The sequence below is a fragment of the Parabacteroides sp. FAFU027 genome (assembly GCF_022808675.1).
Lineage (GTDB): Bacteria > Bacteroidota > Bacteroidia > Bacteroidales > UBA7332 > CAXXIC01.
The window spans coordinates 1-23,384 of record NZ_JAKZKV010000012.1; the positions used below are offsets into that span (position 1 = coordinate 1).

14 protein-coding genes are annotated in these 23,384 nt (G+C 43.2%); 6 read left to right on the forward strand and 8 right to left on the reverse strand.

Translation table 11 applies throughout. The features are described 5' to 3' along the window. Nucleotides 1-551 precede the first annotated feature (551 nt). The 5 genes from MLE17_RS15465 to MLE17_RS15485 all read right to left on the reverse strand — a co-directional run bounded on the left by MLE17_RS15465 (nt 552) and on the right by MLE17_RS15485 (nt 9,309). Nucleotides 552-929: a methylglyoxal synthase gene (locus tag MLE17_RS15465; protein WP_243349629.1), complete on the reverse strand. Its 378-nt coding sequence runs from the start codon at nt 927-929 to the stop codon at nt 552-554. 116 nt (nt 930-1,045) lie between these two features. Further along, on the reverse strand, nt 1,046-3,283 hold the full coding sequence (locus MLE17_RS15470) for a DUF5686 family protein (RefSeq protein ID WP_243349630.1): 2,238 nt from the start codon (nt 3,281-3,283) through the stop codon (nt 1,046-1,048). Between the two features lie 424 nt (nt 3,284-3,707). Then, nucleotides 3,708-5,264 carry a right-handed parallel beta-helix repeat-containing protein gene (locus tag MLE17_RS15475; RefSeq protein ID WP_243349631.1) on the reverse strand — a complete coding sequence of 519 codons (1,557 nt, stop codon included), beginning with the start codon at nt 5,262-5,264 and terminating at the stop codon, nt 3,708-3,710. A 237-nt stretch (nt 5,265-5,501) separates the two neighbouring features. Next, the gene (locus tag MLE17_RS15480) at nt 5,502-7,424 is read right to left on the reverse strand and encodes a DUF3857 domain-containing protein (RefSeq protein ID WP_243349632.1); all 1,923 of its coding nucleotides are present in this window, start codon (nt 7,422-7,424) and stop codon (nt 5,502-5,504) included. 4 nt (nt 7,425-7,428) lie between these two features. After that, entirely contained in the window at nt 7,429-9,309 is a 1,881-nt protein-coding gene (locus tag MLE17_RS15485) for a DUF3857 domain-containing protein (RefSeq protein ID WP_243349633.1), read from the reverse strand. Nucleotides 9,310-9,885: 576 nt separating this feature from the next. Between MLE17_RS15485 and thrA the strand changes: the two genes are divergently transcribed. The 6 genes from thrA to MLE17_RS15515 all read left to right on the forward strand — a co-directional run bounded on the left by thrA (nt 9,886) and on the right by MLE17_RS15515 (nt 20,596). Next, nucleotides 9,886-12,321 carry a bifunctional aspartate kinase/homoserine dehydrogenase I gene (thrA, locus tag MLE17_RS15490; RefSeq protein ID WP_243349634.1) on the forward strand — a complete coding sequence of 812 codons (2,436 nt, stop codon included), beginning with the start codon at nt 9,886-9,888 and terminating at the stop codon, nt 12,319-12,321. A gap of 61 nt (nt 12,322-12,382) precedes the next feature. Then, entirely contained in the window at nt 12,383-13,588 is a 1,206-nt protein-coding gene (locus MLE17_RS15495; RefSeq protein WP_243349635.1) for a cofactor-independent phosphoglycerate mutase, read from the forward strand. 111 nt (nt 13,589-13,699) lie between these two features. Next, the gene (gene thrC, locus MLE17_RS15500; protein ID WP_243349636.1) at nt 13,700-15,001 is read left to right on the forward strand and encodes a threonine synthase; all 1,302 of its coding nucleotides are present in this window, start codon (nt 13,700-13,702) and stop codon (nt 14,999-15,001) included. 157 nt (nt 15,002-15,158) lie between these two features. Continuing rightward, nucleotides 15,159-16,256, forward strand: coding sequence for a Shedu anti-phage system protein SduA domain-containing protein (locus tag MLE17_RS15505; RefSeq protein ID WP_243349637.1), 1,098 nt, complete (start codon nt 15,159-15,161; stop codon nt 16,254-16,256). An 876-nt stretch (nt 16,257-17,132) separates the two neighbouring features. Further along, nucleotides 17,133-18,131, forward strand: a complete 999-nt coding sequence (locus tag MLE17_RS15510) for a GSCFA domain-containing protein (protein ID WP_243349638.1) — start codon at nt 17,133-17,135, stop codon at nt 18,129-18,131. Next, nucleotides 18,128-20,596 carry a bifunctional UDP-N-acetylmuramoyl-tripeptide:D-alanyl-D-alanine ligase/alanine racemase gene (locus tag MLE17_RS15515; RefSeq protein ID WP_243349639.1) on the forward strand — a complete coding sequence of 823 codons (2,469 nt, stop codon included), beginning with the start codon at nt 18,128-18,130 and terminating at the stop codon, nt 20,594-20,596. Before MLE17_RS15510 ends, MLE17_RS15515 begins: the two co-directional genes overlap by 4 nt. Before the next feature lie 204 nt (nt 20,597-20,800). Here MLE17_RS15515 and MLE17_RS15520 read toward each other — a convergent pair whose 3' ends face one another. From MLE17_RS15520 to MLE17_RS15530, 3 genes are all read right to left on the reverse strand, one after another. Next, complete coding sequence (locus MLE17_RS15520) at nt 20,801-21,565, reverse strand: glycosyltransferase family 2 protein (protein WP_243349640.1); 765 nt, start codon at nt 21,563-21,565, stop codon at nt 20,801-20,803. Between the two features lie 166 nt (nt 21,566-21,731). Further along, nucleotides 21,732-22,673 carry a UDP-glucuronic acid decarboxylase family protein gene (locus tag MLE17_RS15525; protein ID WP_243349641.1) on the reverse strand — a complete coding sequence of 314 codons (942 nt, stop codon included), beginning with the start codon at nt 22,671-22,673 and terminating at the stop codon, nt 21,732-21,734. 86 nt (nt 22,674-22,759) lie between these two features. After that, a complete protein-coding gene (locus MLE17_RS15530; RefSeq protein WP_243349721.1) occupies nt 22,760-23,344 on the reverse strand; it encodes a WcaF family extracellular polysaccharide biosynthesis acetyltransferase in 585 nt (194 codons plus the stop codon). Nucleotides 23,345-23,384: the final 40 nt, after the last annotated feature.

A 23,384-nucleotide genomic window follows, 5' to 3' on the forward strand; every position in this document is an offset into this window, starting at 1 on the left:
GCATTTGCAAATCGTATTATGAAGTGCAAAAGTGCAAATTGAAATCCGTTTAATTCAAAAACGACTATAACTGACTAAATTTCAAATATATCAAAGACCTTTTTTAGATTTTAATGGGACAGCAATGAATTGCTATAACGCCACAATAAAGCAAATTGTTTCGATTTATTCGTATATTATTTTGGATAAATAAAAGGACATGGGTACTTAAAAGCTGAATTAACTCATCAATAATCTAAATTGATTTATACTGAATAAGACATATATTGGTATATATCTGAACTAAATACTATATATACTTAATTCGTTCATTCTTATACTCAACTAACTACTATTTTATATAACCATATTGTGATATAATCAGAGTTAATTCAGATATTTTCGAGACTAATTTATATTTACACTAAACTACATTGCATTTTTCATAAATACATTCACAGAAAATCAGAATAACAACCGGGTAACGATCCATTTTCTAAAGACAAAATCCAAAGCATAAAAAACCCGGCCAGAACATTCCAACCGGGCACTTCATATTCTATTTCAATAAGTTACTCTTCGTCGCTCATCATCCCCTTCACCATCAGGGTTGCAGTAGCGGGGTTGGTAGCCAAAGGCACATTGTGCACGTCACATACGCGCATCAACATCTGCACATCCGGTTCATGCGGGTGTTTATCCAGTGGATCGCGGAAGAAGATCACCAGGTCAACCTGTTTTTCGGCTACCTGCGCTGCAATCTGAGCATCACCGCCCAGAGGTCCCGAAAGGAGGCGTTCCACTTTCAAGCCTGCTGCTTCAGCATGTTTTCCAGTCGTGCCGGTTGCAATGATCTGAATATTTTTCTGATTCAACAAGTCGATGTGCTTATTCAAAAAACCAACCATTTCGGCCTTCTTTCCATCGTGAGCAATAACTGCTAATTTCATATCAATTCGTTTTAGATGTTAGTAAATAGAGGTCATTTGTATGTTCATTGCAAAGGTATCAAAAACAATTTGTTTTTCAGAACAGCTTCAAAACATTTAAAACCGGACAGTCTAAATCAGAATTGCACCTTCAATCCCACGCGAATTCCCGATCTATCAATATTAAGATGATCCCGGTGAGACAATCGCCACACGTAATCAATCCGCAACAGGCTGAAGATATTTTCAATCCCTACTCCGCCTTCCGTATATGGACTCTCGCTAAGAGCATAAGTCGTGGTTTTCGTCGGGAAAAGCCAAGGCACCGTTGAACTTTCCGCCGGATTATTAAAACTACTCAACGACCCCAGCAATGATTTAAAGGAAAACACCTCTCTCAGCTTAAGCACCCGATTGACCGGCATCCAGTTAAACAACAACCCATTCATGTGATAATCCAGGGACAAAGAAGCGTATTTATCACAAACAAACTCAAACTCATTCATCAGGTTGTAAGTCTCCGGCACATCAAGGTAGGATTGGTTTGCCTGCGGAATAATCAGCAGCGGGTAAGGCACCTGCGCCCATTGCTTGCCGGCCTTAAACATCATATCCACATAACCGAAAGCGGCAAAGCTCTGCGCATGTTGCATGGACATCTCGGTGAGGTTAGAGACATACTGACCTCCCAGAAAACCTTTGATGCCGAAAGAATGGGAAAAGGTAAATACACTGAAATAACGGGAAAGCGGAATGCGCGAACCGCGGTTTTGATAAAAGCGCTCCCCTACCGCCAAGCGAAAACGTCCGCCCAATTCTGCGGTATTCAGAGAGGAAACCGGAGTAGTGCTTTTATCACTGTTTCTACGGACGAAATCAATATCACCCACCGGTTGCCAGCTTCGGTTATTTACCCAGATATTGTAGGAAATTCCATTCAGATACTCCCGTTTGTACTGTAACTCGGTCTTTTTCTCGAAAATCATCCGCTCCAGCGGAGAACGCCGCCACGAAAGGAAAACGTTATCCTTGTCAATATTTACCAATTCCTGCCCCGGAAAGCGCAAATCCTCCCGCCGGGACAGGCTGATTGAATTTACAGGATATTCGTAGGGATGGTCTGCTCTTTTGGGAAAAGAATAGATGGCCTTGATGGAATATTTCCAACGTTCGTCTTTCTTCCCGTAAGCGCCATATCCTTCAAAGAACAGGTGCGGATTAAACTTAGCCGTGGTCGTTCCTCCAAAACGAAGGCGCAATCCTTCAATATCATTTGAACTGACAAATGAAAAAACAGGACCCAGGGCAAACTTCTCAAACGGAAAATAATTCTTAAACAACCCGCTCAGCAAAAAGCCGGTCAAACTGCCAGAGCCATTCCCTCCGACATAAGAAGTTAACACCGCTCTCGCCTTTTCCTCCTTATTCGTTACAGGAAAATGGCGGTGAGCCGTCCAGTAATCTTCCGGCTTATTCCAGGCATCCTGCTTGTAAGTCACCGGATCTGTATTGTCAAATATGGCAGGAGCAACCGGCTTAAACTGATAGTACCGGTAAGAGTTGATCCTTCGGGTAAATATTTTGAACAGGCTCATCTCAAGGCTGACATCACTGCGCACCGGCACCCAAAGCCCGTCTTCCAGACGATGAAAATCCTCCTTGAAACCGACTGTATCGATGTAATTGATATTGGTGTTATTGGAAATAAAATAACGGGACCGGGCTACGGCATAAGTCGAATCACCGGCAATATACATACTCCCCCGGAAGGCCAGAAACCGGTCATTTTTCGGAATAAAATCAATCTTATAACACAATACGCCGTCAATGCGAAGGGTATCCGAGCAATTATAATTGTACATAACCTGCGAAAGCGTCGATGACAAAGGACTCACGAAATGTTGGGTCAGAAATGTCATTTCATTATCGTAAATACAGTAATCATTAAAGAATTCCGTAATCACCGTCCGCAACCCCTGCTCATGCAGCAAAGAGTAAACCCACTCCCGGTTCACCCCCTTTACAACGCTCCGTTTCGTGTTGGTGCTTTTCCTGTAATAATCATCTTCGAGGGTCTCTTTCGAAAGGATAAAATCGACCGGTTTCCCGCTCACATCCGTCGAATCGGTATTCTCAAACAAGAACTTAAAATAGCGAAGAATCAATGACTGTTTTTCTTCTTTAGTAAGATTAATCCAGCCCATATTGAGCTTTTCGTATCGCTCACATTTGTAATAATCACGGCTGGTCAACCGGTTACCTTCCTTATGCTGAATCGTTTTTTTGACAATATCGTTTGCCCATTGCGGATTATTAAACTGCCCCCCCTGTGATTGTTCGTTCATTCCGGCAAATGCCGGCAACACAGAAAACATCAGCACAAAAGTTAATGTCGTATATAGTAGAATATTTGCGTGTCGCTTATTTCTCACGTTTTCTTTCAATTATGTGGAAATGCAAAAGTAGATATTTTTCCGCACATCAATGTTTATCCGTATTCATGAACATCGATTCCGACATGTATAAAAAAACCCGAGCCGAACATCACGTCCGTCCCGGGCCACCACTGTTTAACCATCTATCCAAATTAACACACTTATTTTAGAGCCTATTCAAATTTTATTGCGATACTTTTTCAGGACTATTTTGAGGTAGATTTTTTGCTTTACTTCCGCAGATTTAGCGGGCTAAATCAAGGAGGGAAAGTAAAAAATATGCCCAAAAGAGACTGAAAAAGGAGCAAAGGAAGGAAACCTCTCTCCTTTATAAAAAATGATTCGGTAAAATTAAAACAGGCTCTTAGCCTATCAATATCTTCCGCACCGTAACAGTGCCATTTTGCGATGCTATTTTTAGCAAATAGAGGCCATTGTTCCATCCATTTGCATCCAATGAAAAATACTCAGAAGATGCCGGTTTTGAATAAACCTTTTGACCGGAAATGCTATACACCTCAATAGATGAAACAGCCCCTTTGATTACAATATTCCGACTCTCCTGTGAATAATATGCAATAATACCTGAGTCATAAGAAATCCCGGCAATACCTGTTGAAACAGAATATTCATAAGCTCCAAGGTCCGGCGCATTTCCTGAATAAGTGACATAAGAAGGTAGTCCGGTAGTCGTACCTTTATCAATCATACCACTGGTCGCGACCTGATGAAGCAAGGTAATATCCGGCAACGAACCGTCACTTTTCCGGGGTAATAACATTTGAGTCACTTCCAGGCTTTGAAAGTCGGTAGTAGAACACGAAAAACCGGTATTCCAGCTATTATGGTCCTGCGTTACCGTTTTACAATTTAATGAGTTGGAGCTGGTACTTGATAATGAAGCGCAATTCCTGATTACCAAAGTTCCGTAACTGCTATTCGAAAACCCGTAGTTGTACTTGTTTTTGTAAGAGGTACAATTGTATAGGGTCATTGTCCCGTTATTGTTATTTTGGTCAAATCCTTTCACCGGATTTCCAACAGAAATACAATTGGTCAGAGTTGCATTGTGAGCAGTATAATTCCCTCCCAGTTTAAACCCGTTACCATTTCCATAATTGGTTATTATATGATTGGTAAACCCATCAATATAAGTTTTATCCGTATTGTAACGAATGTGATTGGTCATATCAAACTGAGCAGGAGCCATCGCATAACACCAGCAATTTTTATAGATCGTATTACTGATCAGCTCGTAATGATCCCAGCCATCATCACCGTTAGACCATGAACGGCATCCCTCGTAGGTGTTGGTTCCGGTATTTGTGTATTGTTTATCGGCAAAGCCATCTGCGTTACCCCCATAATTCGGAGTTCCGTCGCTATTCGTTGATTTATAGTCAAAATTCTCGTAAGAGTCACAATTCAGGATATAGTTATTGCTTCCTGTTTTCATTTGCAGGCCGGAGTCACAGTTCCAGCGGAAAGTACAAAATTCGATAACATCATTACTACCTGTCACCTGCATCCCGTTATCACCGGCACCCTGTACGACAAATCCCTTTACCTGTACATAATTGCCCGACAGCAATATACCCTGATTGCTACTGCTATAAGCTTCAGCGCTGAAGTCAAAGACAGGTTGCTCCCCGTTATAAGCCAATATTTTAATCAGGTTCCCTGAAGCCCCTGACCTCGAAATCGTAATCCGCGATCCCGAGCTATAGGTACCACCCCTGACATACAAAATATCACCAGCGTTCAGTTTACTGATAGCTGTTGTGAAGGCCAAAGGATCGGTTATTGTACCGCTGGCTGTAGTTGTCCCTGTGGGTGCTGCATAGTATGTGGTAGCGGATACAATTCCGCTAAAACAAGCAATGACAAAAGTCGATATAGCTCTAATTTTGGATAAATTCATTTTCATTGAATATCTGGATAAAAGATTCTTTTTGAAAGAGATAGTCCTGCTTCTATTTTTGCAGAAAATCAATGATGCAAATGTAGAGCCGCTTTCAATGTTGGTATGTGGATTTATTGGCAGAAAAGGTGGATATTTTTCACAGACAGTGGATTAGGCAAAAATAGCCACAGCCGCCATCTCTGTTTGCAAAGATGTCAACTGTGGCTATATAGAAACTTTAAATTCGAAAGAGTATTACTGAGCGGCTGTTACTGAAGATTGTTTTTTCAGGCTTACAACGGCTCCGTCGTTTGATGCAATCTGCTCCAGGAAATCCCGGAAATCAGCATAAGCTTCGGGCGGGAAAATCCCCTTATATAATTCGAATTGGCGGAAATAGGTTATTGTATTTCCTTTCTGAACGGTATAAGCTGAATATTTCCCAAACTGGCTTTTAATCTCCGATTTATCGGGCAATCCGGTTACCTGCATAGCTTTCGGAAGTTGATAAATCACCGTATCGCTTTCCACATAAGAGTGCGATATGCACATTTCTGTCTGTCGATTCCGCACTTTCTCCGGCAATGAGCTCAGTTTATTGATGAAATTGACTGGAAGCAAAAGGTTATCTCCCATTTTCCTCACGTAATTAGAAAAGGTAAGCTTCAGGGATTCGTCATAAGAAGGGGTAAGTCCACGATTCTCCTTATAATCGAAACTTTGCAATGAGAAAGAAGGCAGTTCAATGCGATTGGTTACCTTTTTCGTTTTATCAACGGCATCGGCATAATAGATCGGATCAATCTCCTCACTTGCCAACCCTCTGTAATTTGCCTTCACGGTAGCCTCACCTGATTCCTCATCGGTCAGGACTACATTTGAAGTGCGGCTCACACAATTCTCTTTAGCCGAATAAACGCGCGTATGAACCAACCGGCTATTCTCGCCATCGACCAATAACACGTCGCGGTCATCCGTAAAATCGCCATTGAATCCGCAGGGTTTTCGCTGACTGGTACATTCTAACCAAAGGGTATCTTTCGTCAATGGCACACAAAGCATAACATGGTTAAATTGATTGGAGGGAAATGATGCATCTATAGATGCATTTTCCGAACCTGCAAACACACGAGTATAACAGGCTTTGACACCAACTGCCGACAGCAACGCCTTTGTATAATTAGATAATGCTTTACAATCTCCATACGAAAGTCTGTCCACTGTAGTTGCATCAAAAGGTTGCCAACCGCCAATTCCATCTTGAATACTTACATAACGCGTTTTACTCTGCATATACTCATAGACTTTCTTCACTTTTTCAAAATCTGAATGACAAGACGATGTTATCTCCTTCATTTTAGCAATTGTTGCTTCAGGCAAAACATCTCGTTTTTCAATTAAGCCAGAAGACCATCTTCCAAGATCTTTCCATGTTGTTGCCATTCCAATTGTACCTTCAACTTGAAAATTATTAGGCGCTAAACTAACCTTAGGATATGAGGGTGTTTTTAATGAAGCCATTGGCTCATAAATTCTTGCTTTCTGATTCATTAAGCTCCATTTATAAAGATCTTTGCCATCTTGAGTTGTTTTTTCAACCCCTTTGGGCAAATTATACTCTTTATACCTAAACGAGAACCCAGAAGGAGCCTTTACAACAAAAAACGAATTCTCATATGATGTTTTCTCCATATAATGTGACCATTCAGGAAGAAATAGAGTATGATCATACTCTATTTCATAAGAGTATTCGACCGTGTAAGGATAAGTCTGTACCTTGGGGTCAATTAATTTTATACGGCTTGATTCATACATCGAATAACCGCTGATATAACTTCGATCCACAATATCATCATAGCCAAACTTCTTAATCAGAGCACCCTGTTCGTCAAACACCCGACCTTTGACATAAGTTATCTTATGAAGCGGATCATAAGTCTCCTCGAAACGACCGTTATCCTCTCCGTTTTTATTCAGGATTGTTCTCACTTCGGTTACCGTCAACACCGCCGACTTCTCCGATTTAATCTCCAGCTCCAGCTGTTGAAGCCGCATGACCGTATGGGCATTTTCCTTCAAAGCCGGAGGAATCGCACTTACCGGATATTTCAATTCCTTTCCTGACACAGGTAAAATTGCACCTAATGCAAACGCCGAAAAAATAATTTTCTTCAACATAACATCACCCTTTCTTTAGGATCAACATTTCTGATTGTTTTTTCACCACCTGATCGAAGAATGCCTTAAGATCAAGGTATTCTGTCTGCAAAAAGACAGGCTTATTGATGTTCATCTTAAATAAAACCTGCACCGTTTTTTCGTTAACCAATGATTGCATTTGCAGTGTGGCGACATTACCGGGCAAAGCGGCTCTGATATTTTGCGGTAATTGCTCTACCTGATATCCATCCGGCAATTCCAGAGTAAATACCTGTGTACGTTCAATCGGAGTAACAAAATCTACCGGATATTGTCTTTCTTCCAGTTTAAATGGGTTTTCAGTCCATTTCTCAAATTGAATCGGATTGATATAGATTTGATTATTGGTTTTAGTAACCCTGTTTTTAAGAACAACAGAGAATTTCTCACTCATTGGACGGGAAAGACTATCCATATCGCTAAGCTCATATTTATCAATAGAAAGCCCAATATATTTACTTTCCAAAGATTTGAGATATTCATCCTGACTAACAAACGTTTTGTATTTATTACGATGTTCAAGTGCTGCATAATCAAAGCTTGAGCGAGTCCACTCTCCCTTCATCACACCCTCAGGAGTTAATTTCAGGTTAAGCATGGCAATCGATTTGTCTTTTTTTGTAGTCGAAAGGTCAATCCATTCGATAGCATTCTTGCTGATTAATAGCCCACGTCCGTTAATATCCCGTTCAGGCAACATTCCCATCGGTAGATTCTCTTCAGTCGCATCAAGCAAATAGGTCTGCTCTCCAATTCGGGCATGGGCAATCACATAATTCAGCTTATCAAAACTTACGGAATAAGGAGGCAACACTCCATTTCCACGAGTACTCAGCACCAATGGGTCCGCATCGACATCCAACTTACGCAACAACAACACCAATATCAGGTTAATATCCGCATTATTACCCACCTTTTTATTCAATGCAGAACTCAGGCTCGAATAAGAAGGCCAAATTGACTCCTTTTTATCCCACTTTACTTTCTTGACTTCATTAAATGCCATTGCCAATCGTCCTTCCGGAGTAGACGCTGCTGTTTTTATCTGTTTTTCCAGGCTATTTAGGAAAATTGAAAAACCGCTCAACCGTTGACCAAAATCCTCATCTTTGCGAAGGGCATCAGCCACGGCATTCCAGGAAGTAGCATATTCTTTATAATAAACTCCGGGAATATTGATCGCTGAAAGCTCTATATCAAAACGAGCTAAATAATTATCAGCATTATCCACATACGGTTCTGATTTAAAAGCCGGAACATCATGCGTTGCCCAACGATAATCCGTCGAAATAGACAATGGAATATAACCGAAGTAATTCTTCCGGAATGTCAGATAAGTATTGGGTTCCAGCACTAGTTCACTCCACCGTACCGGAATGGATTCCTGAAAATGCCAGTAGGATGGCAAACCCACATAGCAAATCTCCAGGTCAATAACAGAGCCGACTTTAACATTGGGCATGGCCACCCGGGCGCGATATCTTCCTTTGGTTATTTTTTCAATAAAAATCGACTCCTTCTTCAGTTTTGTCACTACCGGCGCTCCGTTCTCCAGATTAATTGTTTGCCCTTTAACCATAGCATTTTCAGCAGCCGGCGCAATATAATCTCCCCAGGATTTACCTTCCTCCTTCAGAATTTTAATTCTCACCTGATGGACGAACTGAAGATTATTCGAATCAAAATACCCATAATTGCACAATACCACAGCGGCCGCACTGGTATCTGCCGGGTAAGATTTCATTTGAAGATCAGCCTGATCTACTTTCCCGAATTTCATAGGTGCTTTTTCGGCTTTCAAGGAAAACACCACCATCAAAAAACTCAGGATTAAATGAGTTTTACTGAAACCAATCACTTTCATATCACTATCTTTTTAAACATTTATTCTCCAAATGTAAATTTTTTACTCGTCACAGCCTACAAATACAGCAAAATAATTCACCACAAATGCTATTTTTTTCAAACACATCACATTTATATTCACACAAACACTTCAAACTCACCTGTTTTAAACATATACAAAGGTTAATCTTCTTCATTGCTTCGCTCCCTCTTAAATCAATCTTTATCATCAGGGATGATCGTTTGCTGCCCTTCTATTTAACAGGTAACTTTAATTTCTAAATAGCGGAGTTTCTGTTCTCTACAGCCATTTATTTCCCATTTTATTAGGTTATGTCTGAAAATCTGAGTAATATTGCACCACTTTTCAAAAAACAGAAGACATGATGAATTTCACAGCACATACTCTGCTCTTTACGACGACCACCCCTTGGGGGGTTCAGTAATTCATGTCTTTATCTAATCAAATCAATCACATCCAATTTGTGCGGTACGTTGCAAAAGGCAGCAACGGGAGCAGTATTGTGTACCGTCACATCGTTTCCCCTGACATCAGGGCTATACTCTATTTTAAAATACATAAAGAATACACCATATGAAAGTTTTAAAGTTTGGGGGTACTTCGGTTGGCTCCATTGAAAGCATTCAGAACGTAAAAAAAATTGCGGAAGCTCGTAAAGAGCCAATTATAATAGTTGTATCTGCATTAGGCGGTATTACAGACCAGTTACTGAAAACCGCACGTATGGCTGTTGCTGGAGATTCAGCATATCTTCAGGAAATCGAAACCATCGTAAATCGTCACTACAATGTGATCGAAGGCGTTGTCCTGACAGATAAGAAAGTGGAAACCCGTAAGAAGGTCAATGAGCTTCTTGATGAACTGACCAACATATACAAAGGTGTTTATCTGATCCGTGATCTTTCGGCGAAAACCAACGATATGATCGTTAGCTACGGTGAACGGATGTCATCGGTTATCGTAAGCAATGCAATTGCAGGTGCTAAACTGTACGATTCGCGGGAATTTATCAAAACCGACACTCAGTTTGGCAAACACAACTGCAACTTTGGCCTTACCAACAAACTGGTAAAAGAAACTTTTACAGAATTACCACAAATCACTTTGATCCCCGGATTTATCGCCACCGACAGCGTTACCGGCGAAATAACCAACCTGGGCCGCGGAGGTTCTGACTATACTGCCGCTATCGTTGCTGCAGCGCTTCAGGCAGAGATGCTGGAAATCTGGACGGATGTGGACGGCTTCCTGACTGCCGATCCCCGCATCATCAGTAATGCTTACGTGATTGACAAGCTGAGCTTTGTTGAAGCCATGGAGCTTTGTAATTTCGGAGCGAAAGTAATTTTCCCTCCAACCATTTACCCGGTTTATCACAAGAATATTCCGATTATTATCAAAAACACCTTTAATCCGGATGCGCCGGGTACATTTATTTCCCGCAACATGGTGGGAGATAAAAAGAAAGCTATCAAAGGTATCTCCTCGATCAACGATGCTTGTCTGATTACCGTGCAGGGATTAGGTATGGTAGGCGTTATTGGGGTGAACTTCCGCATTTTCCGTGCTTTGGCAAAATCGGGAATCAGTGTATTCCTGGTATCTCAGGCTGCATCAGAAAACAACACTTCATTCGGGGTTCGCAATGCCGATGCCGATTTGGCCGTAAAAGTGCTGAAAGAAGAATTTGAGCATGAAATATCTATCGGTGAAATCAACGATATCAAAGCTGAGAAAGATTTAGCTTGTGTAGCAATCGTTGGTGAAAACATGAAACACACTCCGGGTATTGCCGGAAAACTGTTCGGCACTCTGGGACGCAACGGTATCAATGTGATTGCCTGCGCACAAGGTGCTTCCGAAACCAACATTTCCTTCGTCATCCGCCTGGATAGCCTGCGAAAAGCGTTGAATGTCATTCACGAAAGCTTCTTCCTGTCAGATTACCAGGAACTCAACCTCTTCGTGGCCGGTGTCGGACTGGTAGGTGGTAATTTACTGCAACAAATCCAGAAACAGCAAGAGAAACTTTTGAAAGAAAAGTCACTCAAAATCAACGTTGTCGGACTGATTAATTCGAAACATTGCCTGTTCAAACGTGAAGGTATTAATCTGGAAAATTACAAAGAGGAACTTGCAACCGCTACGGCACCCGCAACTCCCGAATCTATCATAAGCGGAATTCTGGAGATGAACATCTTCAATTCTGTCTTTGTTGACTGTACGGCAAGCGAAACCATCGCATCGGTTTATAACGATTTGCTGAAGCACAACGTATCGGTGGTTTGTGCCAATAAAGTAGCTGCTTCATCATCATACGAAAACTATACCGAGCTGAAACAAACAGCAAACCTACGTGGCGTCAAATTCTTATTCGAAACCAACGTGGGTGCCGGGCTGCCGATCATCAACACGATGAATGCCCTGACTAACAGCGGTGACCGTATCCTCAAACTGGAAGCTGTACTTTCAGGAACATTGAACTTCATTTTCAATACCCTGAGCGAAGAAATTCCTTTGAGCAAAACTATTGTTATGGCTAAAGAGGCCGGATTTGCCGAACCGGATCCGCGCATCGACCTGAGCGGTAAAGATGTGATTCGTAAACTGGTAATCCTTTCCCGCGAAGCAGGTTACCCGATTGAGCAGGAAGATGTAAAGAAAAACCTCTTTATTCCACAGAAATATTTCGATGGTAGCCTGGAGGATTTCTGGAACAATGTTTCTGAGCTTGACGGTGAATTTGAAGAACGTCGCAAAGCTTTAGTAGCAGATAACAAACGTTACCGCTTCGTGGCAAAACTCGAAAAAGGTGAAGCGTCTGTTGGATTACAGGAAGTGGATGACAGTCACCCATTCTTCCACCTTGAGGGCAGCAACAACATCATCATGATCACCACTGAGCGCTACAACGAATATCCGATGATCATCAAAGGATACGGTGCCGGCGCCAGCGTTACTGCTGCAGGGGTATTTGCTGATATTATCAGTATTGCGAATATTCGATAATTTGCAAATTAGCTAATTAGCTAATTCAATTGTAAATGGTAAATGACTAAATTGTAAATCAATGAAATACATCATCATACTTGGTGACGGGATGGCCGATGAACCCATCGATATGCTGGGCGGAAAAACTCCGCTTCAGGCTGCCAATAAACCGTCGATAGATAAGCTGGCCGCGATGGGCGTCAGCGGGATGTTCAGTAGCGTACCCGAAGGTTTTGCTCCGGGTAGTGAAATCGCCAACCTGACAGTTTTGGGTTACGATGTGGCAAAAGAATTCGAAGGTCGCGGCTCATTGGAAGCTGCCAGCATGGGAATTCCCATTGAAGACGGCGAAATGGCCATGCGTTGCAACATCATTTGCATCGAAAACGATAAAATCAAAAACCACTCAGCCGGACATATCTCTAATGAAGAAGCGGAAGAGCTTATCCTGTTTTTACAAAAAGAGTTGGGCGGTGATGTGGCAAACTTCTTCCCGGGCGTATCATACCGCCATTTGCTTAAAATAAAAGGCGGCAACAAAGCCCTCAAATGCACTCCTCCGCACGATGTGCCGGGAACTCCGTTCCGCGATGTGATGATCGAAGCAGAAACACCCGAAGCAGAAGAAACAGCACGCCTCCTCAACGAGCTTATCCTCAAATCACAGAAACTTTTAGCTGACCATCCGGTAAACCTGAAGCGCATTGCAGCCGGTAAAGATCCGGCTAACAGCATTTGGCCGTGGTCACCGGGCTATAAGCCTCAAATGAGAACCCTGATGGAGGTTTTCGGAATACAAAGTGGTTCGGTTATTTCGGCTGTAGATCTGATCAAAGGTATCGGCGTATATGCCGGACTGGATTCTATCAACGTGGAAGGCGCTACCGGTCTCTGGAACACCAACTACGAAGGAAAGACAGCCGCTGCTCTCGAGGCTTTGAAAACGAAGGATTTCGTATTCTTACATATCGAAGCAAGCGATGAGGCCGGTCACGAAGGGGATGTGGAATTGAAAACCAAAACCATCGAATTCCTCGACAGCCGTTGCGTGAAAACCATTCTCGAAGAGACTGCAAAATGGGACGAACCGGTAACGATCGCATTATTACCTGACCACCCGACCCCATGCAGCATCAAAACGCACACCAATTCTCCGGTGCCATTCATCATCTACAAACCCGGCCAGAAAGCCGACGATGTACAGGTGTATGATGAATTTGCCGCTGAAAAAGGCGCATACGGCCTGCTGAAAGGTGATGAATTTATGAAGGAATTATTCCGATAATTGTACAGACGTGGCCTGCCGCGTCTCTATACATCAGACGTGGCCTGCTGCGTCTCTAAACGATAGACGCGGTATATACCACGTCTCTACAACCATTGACAATAAACCAAAATGAAATATTACAGTACCAACAAACAAGTAGCACCGGCTTCACTGCAAGAGGCCGTTGTAAAAGGACTGGCTGCTGACCGCGGCCTCTTCATGCCGGAGAAAATCAAAGCTCTTCCGACTGAATTTTACGAGAATATCGACAAAATGAGTTTTCAGGAAATTGCTTATGTGGTAGCCGATGCATTCTTCGGTGAAGACATTGAAGCTGACACCCTGAAGGCGATCGTATATGACACCCTCAGTTTCGACGCTCCGGTTGTTCCCGTGAGCGAAGGCATCTACAGTCTGGAGCTTTACCACGGCCCTACCCTCGCCTTTAAAGATGTGGGTGGTCGCTTTATGGCTCGTTTGTTGAGCTATTTCATCAAAAAACAGGGACAGAAAGATGTAAAAGTACTCGTGGCTACCTCGGGTGATACCGGAAGCGCTGTGGCAAACGGATTCCTTGGTGTGGAAGGTATTCACGTGTATGTGTTGTATCCGAAAGGTCTGGTGAGCCCTATTCAGGAGTGCCAGTTTACCACATTGGGACAAAACATCACCGCTCTGGAAGTGGACGGCACCTTCGACGATTGTCAGGCATTAGTGAAATCGGCCTTTATGGATGAGGAACTGAATGCTAAATTAAACCTGACTTCGGCCAACTCGATCAACGTGGCTCGCTTCCTGCCTCAGGCGTTTTACTACTTCTACGCTTACGCTCAACTGAAAAAACTGGGTAAAGAGAAAGAGATGGTAGTTTGCGTACCGAGCGGAAACTTCGGCAACATCACCGCGGGATTATTTGGCAAAAAAATGGGATTGCCGATCAAGCGCTTCATCGCGGCCAATAACCGTAACGACATCTTCCTGAACTACCTCAACACCGGTGTTTACACTCCGAAACCTTCTGTATCGACCATTGCCAACGCAATGGACGTAGGTGACCCGAGTAACTTTGCCCGTGTGCTTGACCTGTACGGTGAATCGTGGGAAGCCATCAAAGGCGAGATCAGCGGATGCAGCTACGACGATGAGCAAATCGCTGAAACGGTTGCAGCTACCTACAAAGCAACCGGCTACCTGCTCGACCCGCACGGTGCTTGCGGTTACAAAGCTCTACAAGAACAGCTCCAACCGGGTGAAACCGGCGTGTTCCTCGAAACAGCTCACCCGGCCAAATTCCTCGAAACGGTGGAAAACATCATCGGTGAGAAAGTGGAGATCCCGCAAAAGTTGCAGGAGTTTATGAAAGGTACCAAACAGAGCATTGAACTGGGCAAGGATTTTGCCGGTTTCAAGAGCTATCTGATGGGGAAATAATTAACCGGACAGCGGCTTTAGGCCGCTTGTCGGATTAGGATATGAAAGGGAGGTCGAACTTGGGTTTGGCTTCCCTTTTTGCGTTTATAGCTAATATATTTGTTCATCATAATATTATTACTGAAATTTACAGGACAAACATTAAACCTCAATGAATATGAACTCTCATAAATACGATCTTCAGCAAGCAATTTTCTGGCTTGAACAACTACTTAATAGTGACGATATTCCTGAACAAGATTTCCAAGAATTCTTTGAAAGCAATCCAATCGTATTTCAATTATTAGGATATAAACAATTTCACTCTTTCACAAAGAATAGTGAGAGAAAATTACCCAAAGACGAGTATACTGAACTACAACCAGAACCTGATTTTATTGTTGAAACAATTCGAGGTTTGTTTGAGATATTCGAGATTAAAACAGCATGTGACAAAAAACTAATTGTTGATACGAATAAGTACAGAGAAAGATTTACCGCTGAAGTCGAGAATTACATTAGCCAAACTATTATATATGAACAGTATTTCACTAGAAATCCTGAAAACAGAAAAAAGGTAAATCAGTCTTACAACATAAATATTCAAGAAGATCTTGACATCAAAATAATTATTGGTCGTGATAATTCTATCGATAAAAATAAACTTCATCAATTTTGTCGCAGAATACATTACAAAATTGACATTCTTACCTATGATGATATTTTAAAGGTTCTCAAAAATGAATATTCAAACGAATATGCTTTATCAGAAGACCTTCCGGGTTTTTCTTTTCATATGGTGATTCGAATATTAAAAAAGGAAGATTCTGAAAAACAGTACATTTTTGATTATGCAAAAAATGACCAACAAAGTCGCATATCCTTATACATAAACAATAAATCAGAGCTATGCTATAGAATAATAGATGATTCAAATAAAACAACCGAAGTCTGCGTAGATATGGAAAACGAAAATCTTTTTGGCAGAATGGTATATATCGTTTGTGAATTTGGACAACATACAGATGGATTTTACATGTCAATATCAATTAATGGATTAGAGAAAGAAAAACGACAAAGAAACACTCAAGTATCATTAAAAATAAATCCTGAAGAAATATATCTTGGATGTGACTACAAACGTCAATATTTCGGTAAATTCAATCTATACACAAAAGCTCTAGGTAATAGAACTTTAAAATACAATGAAAGACTAAATATGTTATCATATTATTTTCAACAATTCCAGGAATTAAGACAACAAAACCTTCATTAAGTAGAATTGCGAAGCCTATTAGGCGAATTCGCTCAACTTGCAATACCCCAGCTGACCCTCAGCCAATCCGCCCTGACCCCGGTTTAACCCAGCTGAGGCTCAGCTGACAAGAACTGAAGTCGGTTCTGCTCAGCTGAGGCTCAGTTAGCAAGAACGGAGCCCGGTTCTCTCCATCTGAGCCTCGGCTGACGAGAACGGAGTCCGGTTCTGCCCGGATGAGGCTCAGACGACAAGATCTGAACCGGATTCTCATTGGCTGAGCCTCAGCCGGCAACAAACCAGTAAACCTCAGATGAGGCTCATCCAGCCTGTTACTTCCAGGCCGAAGGCCTAACACATCATCAGCACAACGGCAACGCCTTGGGAAAATAAAATCACAACATCCATCGACGTCCTGAAAAGACAATATAATTAATTCTATATTAAATGCGACAAGCGGCATTAAGCCGCTGTCCGCTTTACCGAAAACTCAGTCGCCAGCTCCAACCGGGCTCCGTTTGACCCGGAAACTCAGTTTCCAATAAGAACCGGGCTCGGTTTTGACTGGAAACTGAGTTTCTAACGAGAACTGAGTCCGGTTGGGGCTGGAAACTCAGTTTCCAACGAGAACCGGAGTCAGTTCTGCCCGGAAACTGAGTTTCCAGCAAGAACGGAGGTCGGTTCCGACCAGCGACTGAGTTTCCAGGGTGTGATGAAGAGGAGCTGGAAACTGAGTTTCCGGAAAAGATAATATCGAGCTGTCGCAAAATTCGCGACAGGTGAAATCTTTGACAATTAAATCCGGAAAAATTCATCACCTAACACGACAAGCGGCGTTAAGCCGCTGTTCGCTTCGAAGAAATCACTATCTTCATCCTCCGAAAAAAAAACCTTGCCATGCAACTCCACACCCCCATAGAAATACCCGTATCCCCCACCCCTATCAGTTACACCGACAAGTTGATGCTGCTTGGCTCCTGCTTTGCCGAGAATATCGGGGAAAAGCTGACCGACAATAAGTTTCAGGTCGATATTAATCCGTTCGGGATATTGTATAATCCGTTGTCGCTGAAATCAGCGCTGAGCGATTTGCTGGAAAGGCGAATATTTACCGGTAAAGACCTGTTTGAGCATCACGGAGTCTATCACAGCTATGCTCACCATTCCCGCTTCTCGGAAGTAGATGCTCAGGAATGTCTCTCTATGATTAATGAGCGAATGATTCGTTCCGCCCAATGGCTGAGGGAAACAGATCGGTTAATTATCACGTTCGGTACTGCCTTTGTTTATCACTTAAAAGAAACCGGACAGGTAGTAAGCAATTGCCACAAATTACCGGAGAAATATTTTCACCGTGAAAGAATCAGCATAGGACAAATCGCAAAAGAATGGAAGGAGTTGATTGAAAAACTACGGGAGGAAAACCCTAAGCTAAAGCTGCTCTTTACGGTGAGTCCCATCCGTCACTGGAAGGACGGTGCACACGAAAACCAACTCAGTAAAGCCACCCTCCTGCTCGCTATTGACCAATTGGTGAAGGAGTTCGATTTTTGCAGCTATTTTCCCGCTTATGAGATCGTGATGGACGAATTGCGCGATTACCGCTTTTATGCCGAGGATATGATTCATCCCTCGGGGCAAGCGGTCAACTACATCTGGCAACGATTCTGCGAAACTCAACTTTCGAAAGAGACCATATCCCTGATGGAAGAATGGGAGAAGCTAAACAAAGCCCTCCAACACCGTCCATTTAATCCCAAATCGGAATCTTATAAGAACTTTTTGCAGCAGAATTTACTTAAAGCAGAACAATTAACTAAAAAATGCCCGACCTTTGCACTGTCAACTGAAGTTGCAACAATCAAGGAGCAACTCAAATTATTTGAACAGTTATGACCTACTTCGTATCAGATATCGCACGCATCATCCATGCGTCGGGTAACATCCTGAACGACGCTCCGGTCAGCCTCCTGCTGACAGACAGCCGTTCCCTCTCTTTTCCGGAAGAAACACTATTCTTCGCACTGAAAACCAAGCAAAATGACGGCCACAAATATGTCACGGAGCTCTACCAGAAAGGTGTTCGAACCTTTGTCATCAGCCAACGGTTGCCAATATTCGAAGGTCTTACCGAAGCTAATCTACTGGTAGTAAAGGACACACTGGCGGCCTTACAGCAACTGGCAGCATCACACCGGAAACATTTTCAGATTCCGGTTATCGGCATTACCGGGAGCAACGGCAAGACCATTGTCAAGGAGTGGCTATACCAACTGCTCAACGAAGACAAGCGTATCGTGCGTTCCCCCCGCAGCTACAACTCACAGACGGGGGTTCCGCTTTCGGTATGGAGGTTGGATGAGCAGGCTGAACTGGCCCTCTTCGAAGCCGGTATTTCCCAGCCGGAAGAGATGGAGCGTCTGGAAAAAGTAATTGCACCCGAAATCGGCATTCTGACCAATATAGGCAGCGCTCACCAGGAAGGCTTTCAGTCCATAGAACAGAAATGTCTCGAAAAGCTGAAGCTCTTTACCCACTCCGAAACCATCGTTTACGAGGAAGACGACCAGATCGTCCAACACTGTATCCTCAACACCATTGCCGGAGAAAATTTCCTTTCCTGGTCGAAGAAAAACCAGGATGCCCCACTTTACATTTCCAAAATAAAGAAAGGCGAGCAATCGACCTTTATCCAATACAACTACCTGCAAATCATCGACGGGGATTTCGAAATTCCCTTTACCGAAGATGCCAATATCGAGAATGCCATCCACTGTCTGGCGGTAATGCTTTACTTCCAGATTTCCCCGGATAAAATCAGGGAACGGATGATGAAGCTCCATTCGGTAGCAATGCGTCTGGAGGTGAAGGAGGGGATTCAAAATTGCCTCATTATCGACGACACCTACAACCTCGACTTCAATTCACTCGAACTGGCACTGGATTTTCAGATGCGCCGGGCTAAAGGTTCCGACCTGAAGCGCACGCTCATCCTATCCGACCTGCAACAGACAGGCAAATCAAGCCACCTGCTCTATCTTGAAGTTGCGAATCTGCTGAAGCAAAAGGGGATTGACAAACTGATTGGTATTGGCAAAAATATCGGTGACCAGGCCTCTCTGTTCCCGATGGGAATGGCTTTTTACGAAACGACGGAAGAATTCCTGCAATCGACTCTTATCAATTCATTTGACAAAGAGTTGATTTTGGTAAAAGGGGCCCGCGAGTTTCATTTCGAAAAAATATCCGACCGCCTGCAATTGAAGGTACACGAAACCATTCTGGAGGTCAATCTCGATGCCATTGTACACAACTTCAACTTCTATCGCAGCAAGCTGAAGCCGACCACCAAAATGGTCTGCATGGTGAAAGCCTTCGGTTACGGAGCCGGCTCCTACGAGTTAGCAAAGACTTTGCAGGAACACCACTGTGACTACCTTGCCGTTGCCGTTGCCGACGAAGGCGCAGAGCTGCGCAAAGCCGGTATCTACATGCCGTTGATGGTGATGAATCCCGAGATGAGCAGCTTCAATGTCCTTTTTGATAATGACCTCGAACCCGAAGTGTACAGCTTCAAACTGCTCAAAGCCTTAATCCGTGCTGCCGAAATGCAGGGTATCAGCAACTATCCCGTGCACATCAAGATAGACTCAGGTATGCACCGTCTGGGATTCCTGCCCGAAGAGATGGATGAACTGACCGACCTGCTTACCGCTCAAACAGCTTTAAAGGTTAGGTCCGTATTCTCCCACCTGGCAGGCAGTGACAGCGAGTCTCACAACGATTATACCCTGCGTCAAATCGAACGTTTCACTCAGTGCGCTGAACGTATTGAATCCGCAGTAGGCTATAAAGTGCTCCATCACATCCTCAACACAGCGGGAATATTCCGCTTTCCGGAACATCAGAAAGATATGGTACGCCTGGGAATTGGTCTGTATGGGGTAAGCTCGTGTGGAGAAGAAGGACTGCGCAATGTCAGCACACTGAAAACAACCATCCTGCAGATTAAAGATATCAAAGCCGGGGAAACCATCGGTTACGGCCGTAAATGGACGTTGACTCGTGATTCCCGCATTGGCACGATTCCTATCGGTTATGCCGACGGACTGGACCGTCACCTCAGTAACGGTGTGGGAGAAGTGGTGGTAAACGGCAAACGAGCCAAAATCGTCGGGAACATTTGCATGGACATCACTATGATTGACCTGACCGATACTGACGCTCAGGAAGGCGATACGGCGATCATTTTCGGTGAAGAACTGACTGTTCAGGAAATTGCAGACAAACTGGGAACTATTCCTTACGAGATCATCACCTCTATAGCAACCCGGGTAAAACGCATATACTATCGGGAATAATCTAAAATAAGTTGTCCACGAATATTCACAAATATGCACTTATCATTTCGTGCCAATCCGTGAAAATTCGTGGACAAAAATATCATCTTCGAATTCCTTCATTCATTTAATTTCTTTCATTCCCTTCATTTTTCATTATTCATTTTTCAAAAGACGCAGCAGGCTACGTCTCTACATAATTCAATCCTTCAATCCCTCACCCCCTCAATCCTTAGTAACCACCATCTCCCACACCTTTACGAAATATTTCAGCGAGAGAATCGCCAGGTTCGTATAGATTCCGTTTTCCCGGCAGGCACGCACTATCTCCCGGTTAAGGATCAGGTTACTCTTTACGGATGCAGTGCTGGCCCCTCCTGTCCGCATTTTCATGACATCAAGGTGCAGGTATTTATATTTGAGCTTATGCTTATAGAGAAAACGAATCAATAGCTCGTAATCCGCTGCTATCTTATAATCGGTTCTGTAATAGCCAAACTCATCAAAATACCACTTATAGGTAAAAAACGTCGGATGCGCCGGCATAAATCCGAAACGAAACCGCCAGGGTGCAAAGTTCTTACAGGCATAATAACGTACCGTCTTTTCCAGGTTATCAGGCTTCACAAATCGCACATCTGCAAAGGTAGCCTGCACATGTTCCTCCTTAAATCCCTTTGCGATTAGTGCAATGACATCATTCCGATGATAGAAATCATCCGCATTGATGATCCCCACCACCTCACCTGTAGCCATACGTATCCCTTTGTTCATCGCATCGTACAGGCCGTTATCCTTTTCGCTGATCCACTTCATCCGGCCATTGAAGCGCGGCTCATACGATTTGATGATTTCTACCGTATTGTCTTTGGAGCCTCCATCCACAATGATATATTCTATATCCGAATAGCTCTGTTCCAATACAGACTCTATCGTATGGGCAATCGTTTCGGCACTGTTATAGGCGACGGTGATGATGGATAGTTTCATTTGCAGGGATTCAATTTATCAGTAAAAAGTTTGTCCACAAATTCACACGAATAATCACGAATAGTCTCGGGAAAATTAGTGTAATTCGTGGACAAAAATCTCAGGTTACTATTCCTTAATTATCTTAATTCTTTAATTTCTTGCATTCCTTCAGTCCATCAGTCCCTCAACCCTTCAGTTGCCTATCAAAGTACTCAATCGTTTTCATCAGACCTTCACGCAATTGCACCTTCGGCTCCCAGCCATTCAGTTCACGGTAAGCCAGGTCAATATTTGGTTGGCGCTGTTTAGGATCATCCTGAGGTAGAGGCTGATATATCAGTTTTGATTTCGAACCTGTCAGCTCCAACACATTTTGAGCCAGCTCCAGCATGGTAAACTCATTCGGATTACCGATATTCACCGGACCTACGAAATCCTCACGCGAACCCATCATACGGCACATACCCTCTACCAAATCATCCACGTACTGGAACGAACGGGTTTGTTGTCCATCACCAAAGATGGTTATATCCTGACCTTTCAATGCCTGGACGATAAAGTTCGATACCACACGTCCGTCATCTGGATTCATACGCGGACCATAAGTATTGAAGATACGGATGATTTTAATCTTAACGTTGTTCTGCAAATGGTAATCCATGAAGAGGGTTTCAGCACAACGTTTTCCTTCATCGTAGCAGGAACGGATACCGATCGGGTTTACATTCCCCCAATAACTCTCCGGTTGCGGATGCACATGCGGATCACCATACACCTCACTGGTACTGGCCTGGAGAATCTTCGCACGTACACGCTTCGCCAGTCCCAGCATATTGATCGCCCCCATCACAGAAGTTTTGATAGTCTTAATCGGGTTATACTGGTAATGCACCGGTGAAGCAGGACAAGCAAGATTATAGATTTCATCCACCTCTGCCATATAGGTATGGGTCACATCATGACGCACCATTTCGAAATAGGGATTATCCATCAGATGCACCACATTCATTTTTGAACCGGTGAAATAATTATCCAGACAAATTACCTCATTCCCTTCATTCAACAGTCGCTCGCACAAATGCGACCCGATAAATCCGGCACCACCGGTCACTAGTATTCGTTTCATTGTATTGTGTTTACTATATTCGTTTTTTTGATTTCTGTAGAGACGCGGCCTGCCACGTCTGTGAATATAAAACGCGGCCTGCCACGTCATTGACGAAAAGACGCGGCAGGCCACGTCTCTACGGATCCAATCCGTCTATCCCTTATCTTCACCGCCGGATTGCCCTGATAAATACCCTTTTCTTCCAGATCTTTTGTTGCAACAGAACCAACTGTCAAAATAGAATGGTTTTTACAGGTAACGCCGGTACAAACTGTACTTTGTGCTCCGATCCAGACACCATCTTCAATCGTAATCGGTTTTACGATCAGATCAAAGGTAGGGAGTTTATAGTTATGATTTCCGCAAAGCAACATAGCCCCCTGCGAAATACAAACGTTATTTCCGATAGTCACACTATCCAGGTTATCAATCCAAACCTTCTCTCCTATCCAGGAGTAATCCCCGATGCTGAGTAGCCAGGGATACTTAATATTGACGCCGGGCTTTATCCAGACACCTTTACCAATCCGGGCTCCAAAAAGCCGGAGCAATTTCAATTTGATCCCCATAAACGGATTCAACGGATTAATAAAAAAGAGAACATTGACAAAATACCAGCACAATATTTTGACTCTGTTCCCCGGTTTGTACCAGGGGTTATTGAATTGGGATAAATCTGTTGCCACTATTTCTAATTTTTTAAAGATGAATGAAGATTGAAGAAATATA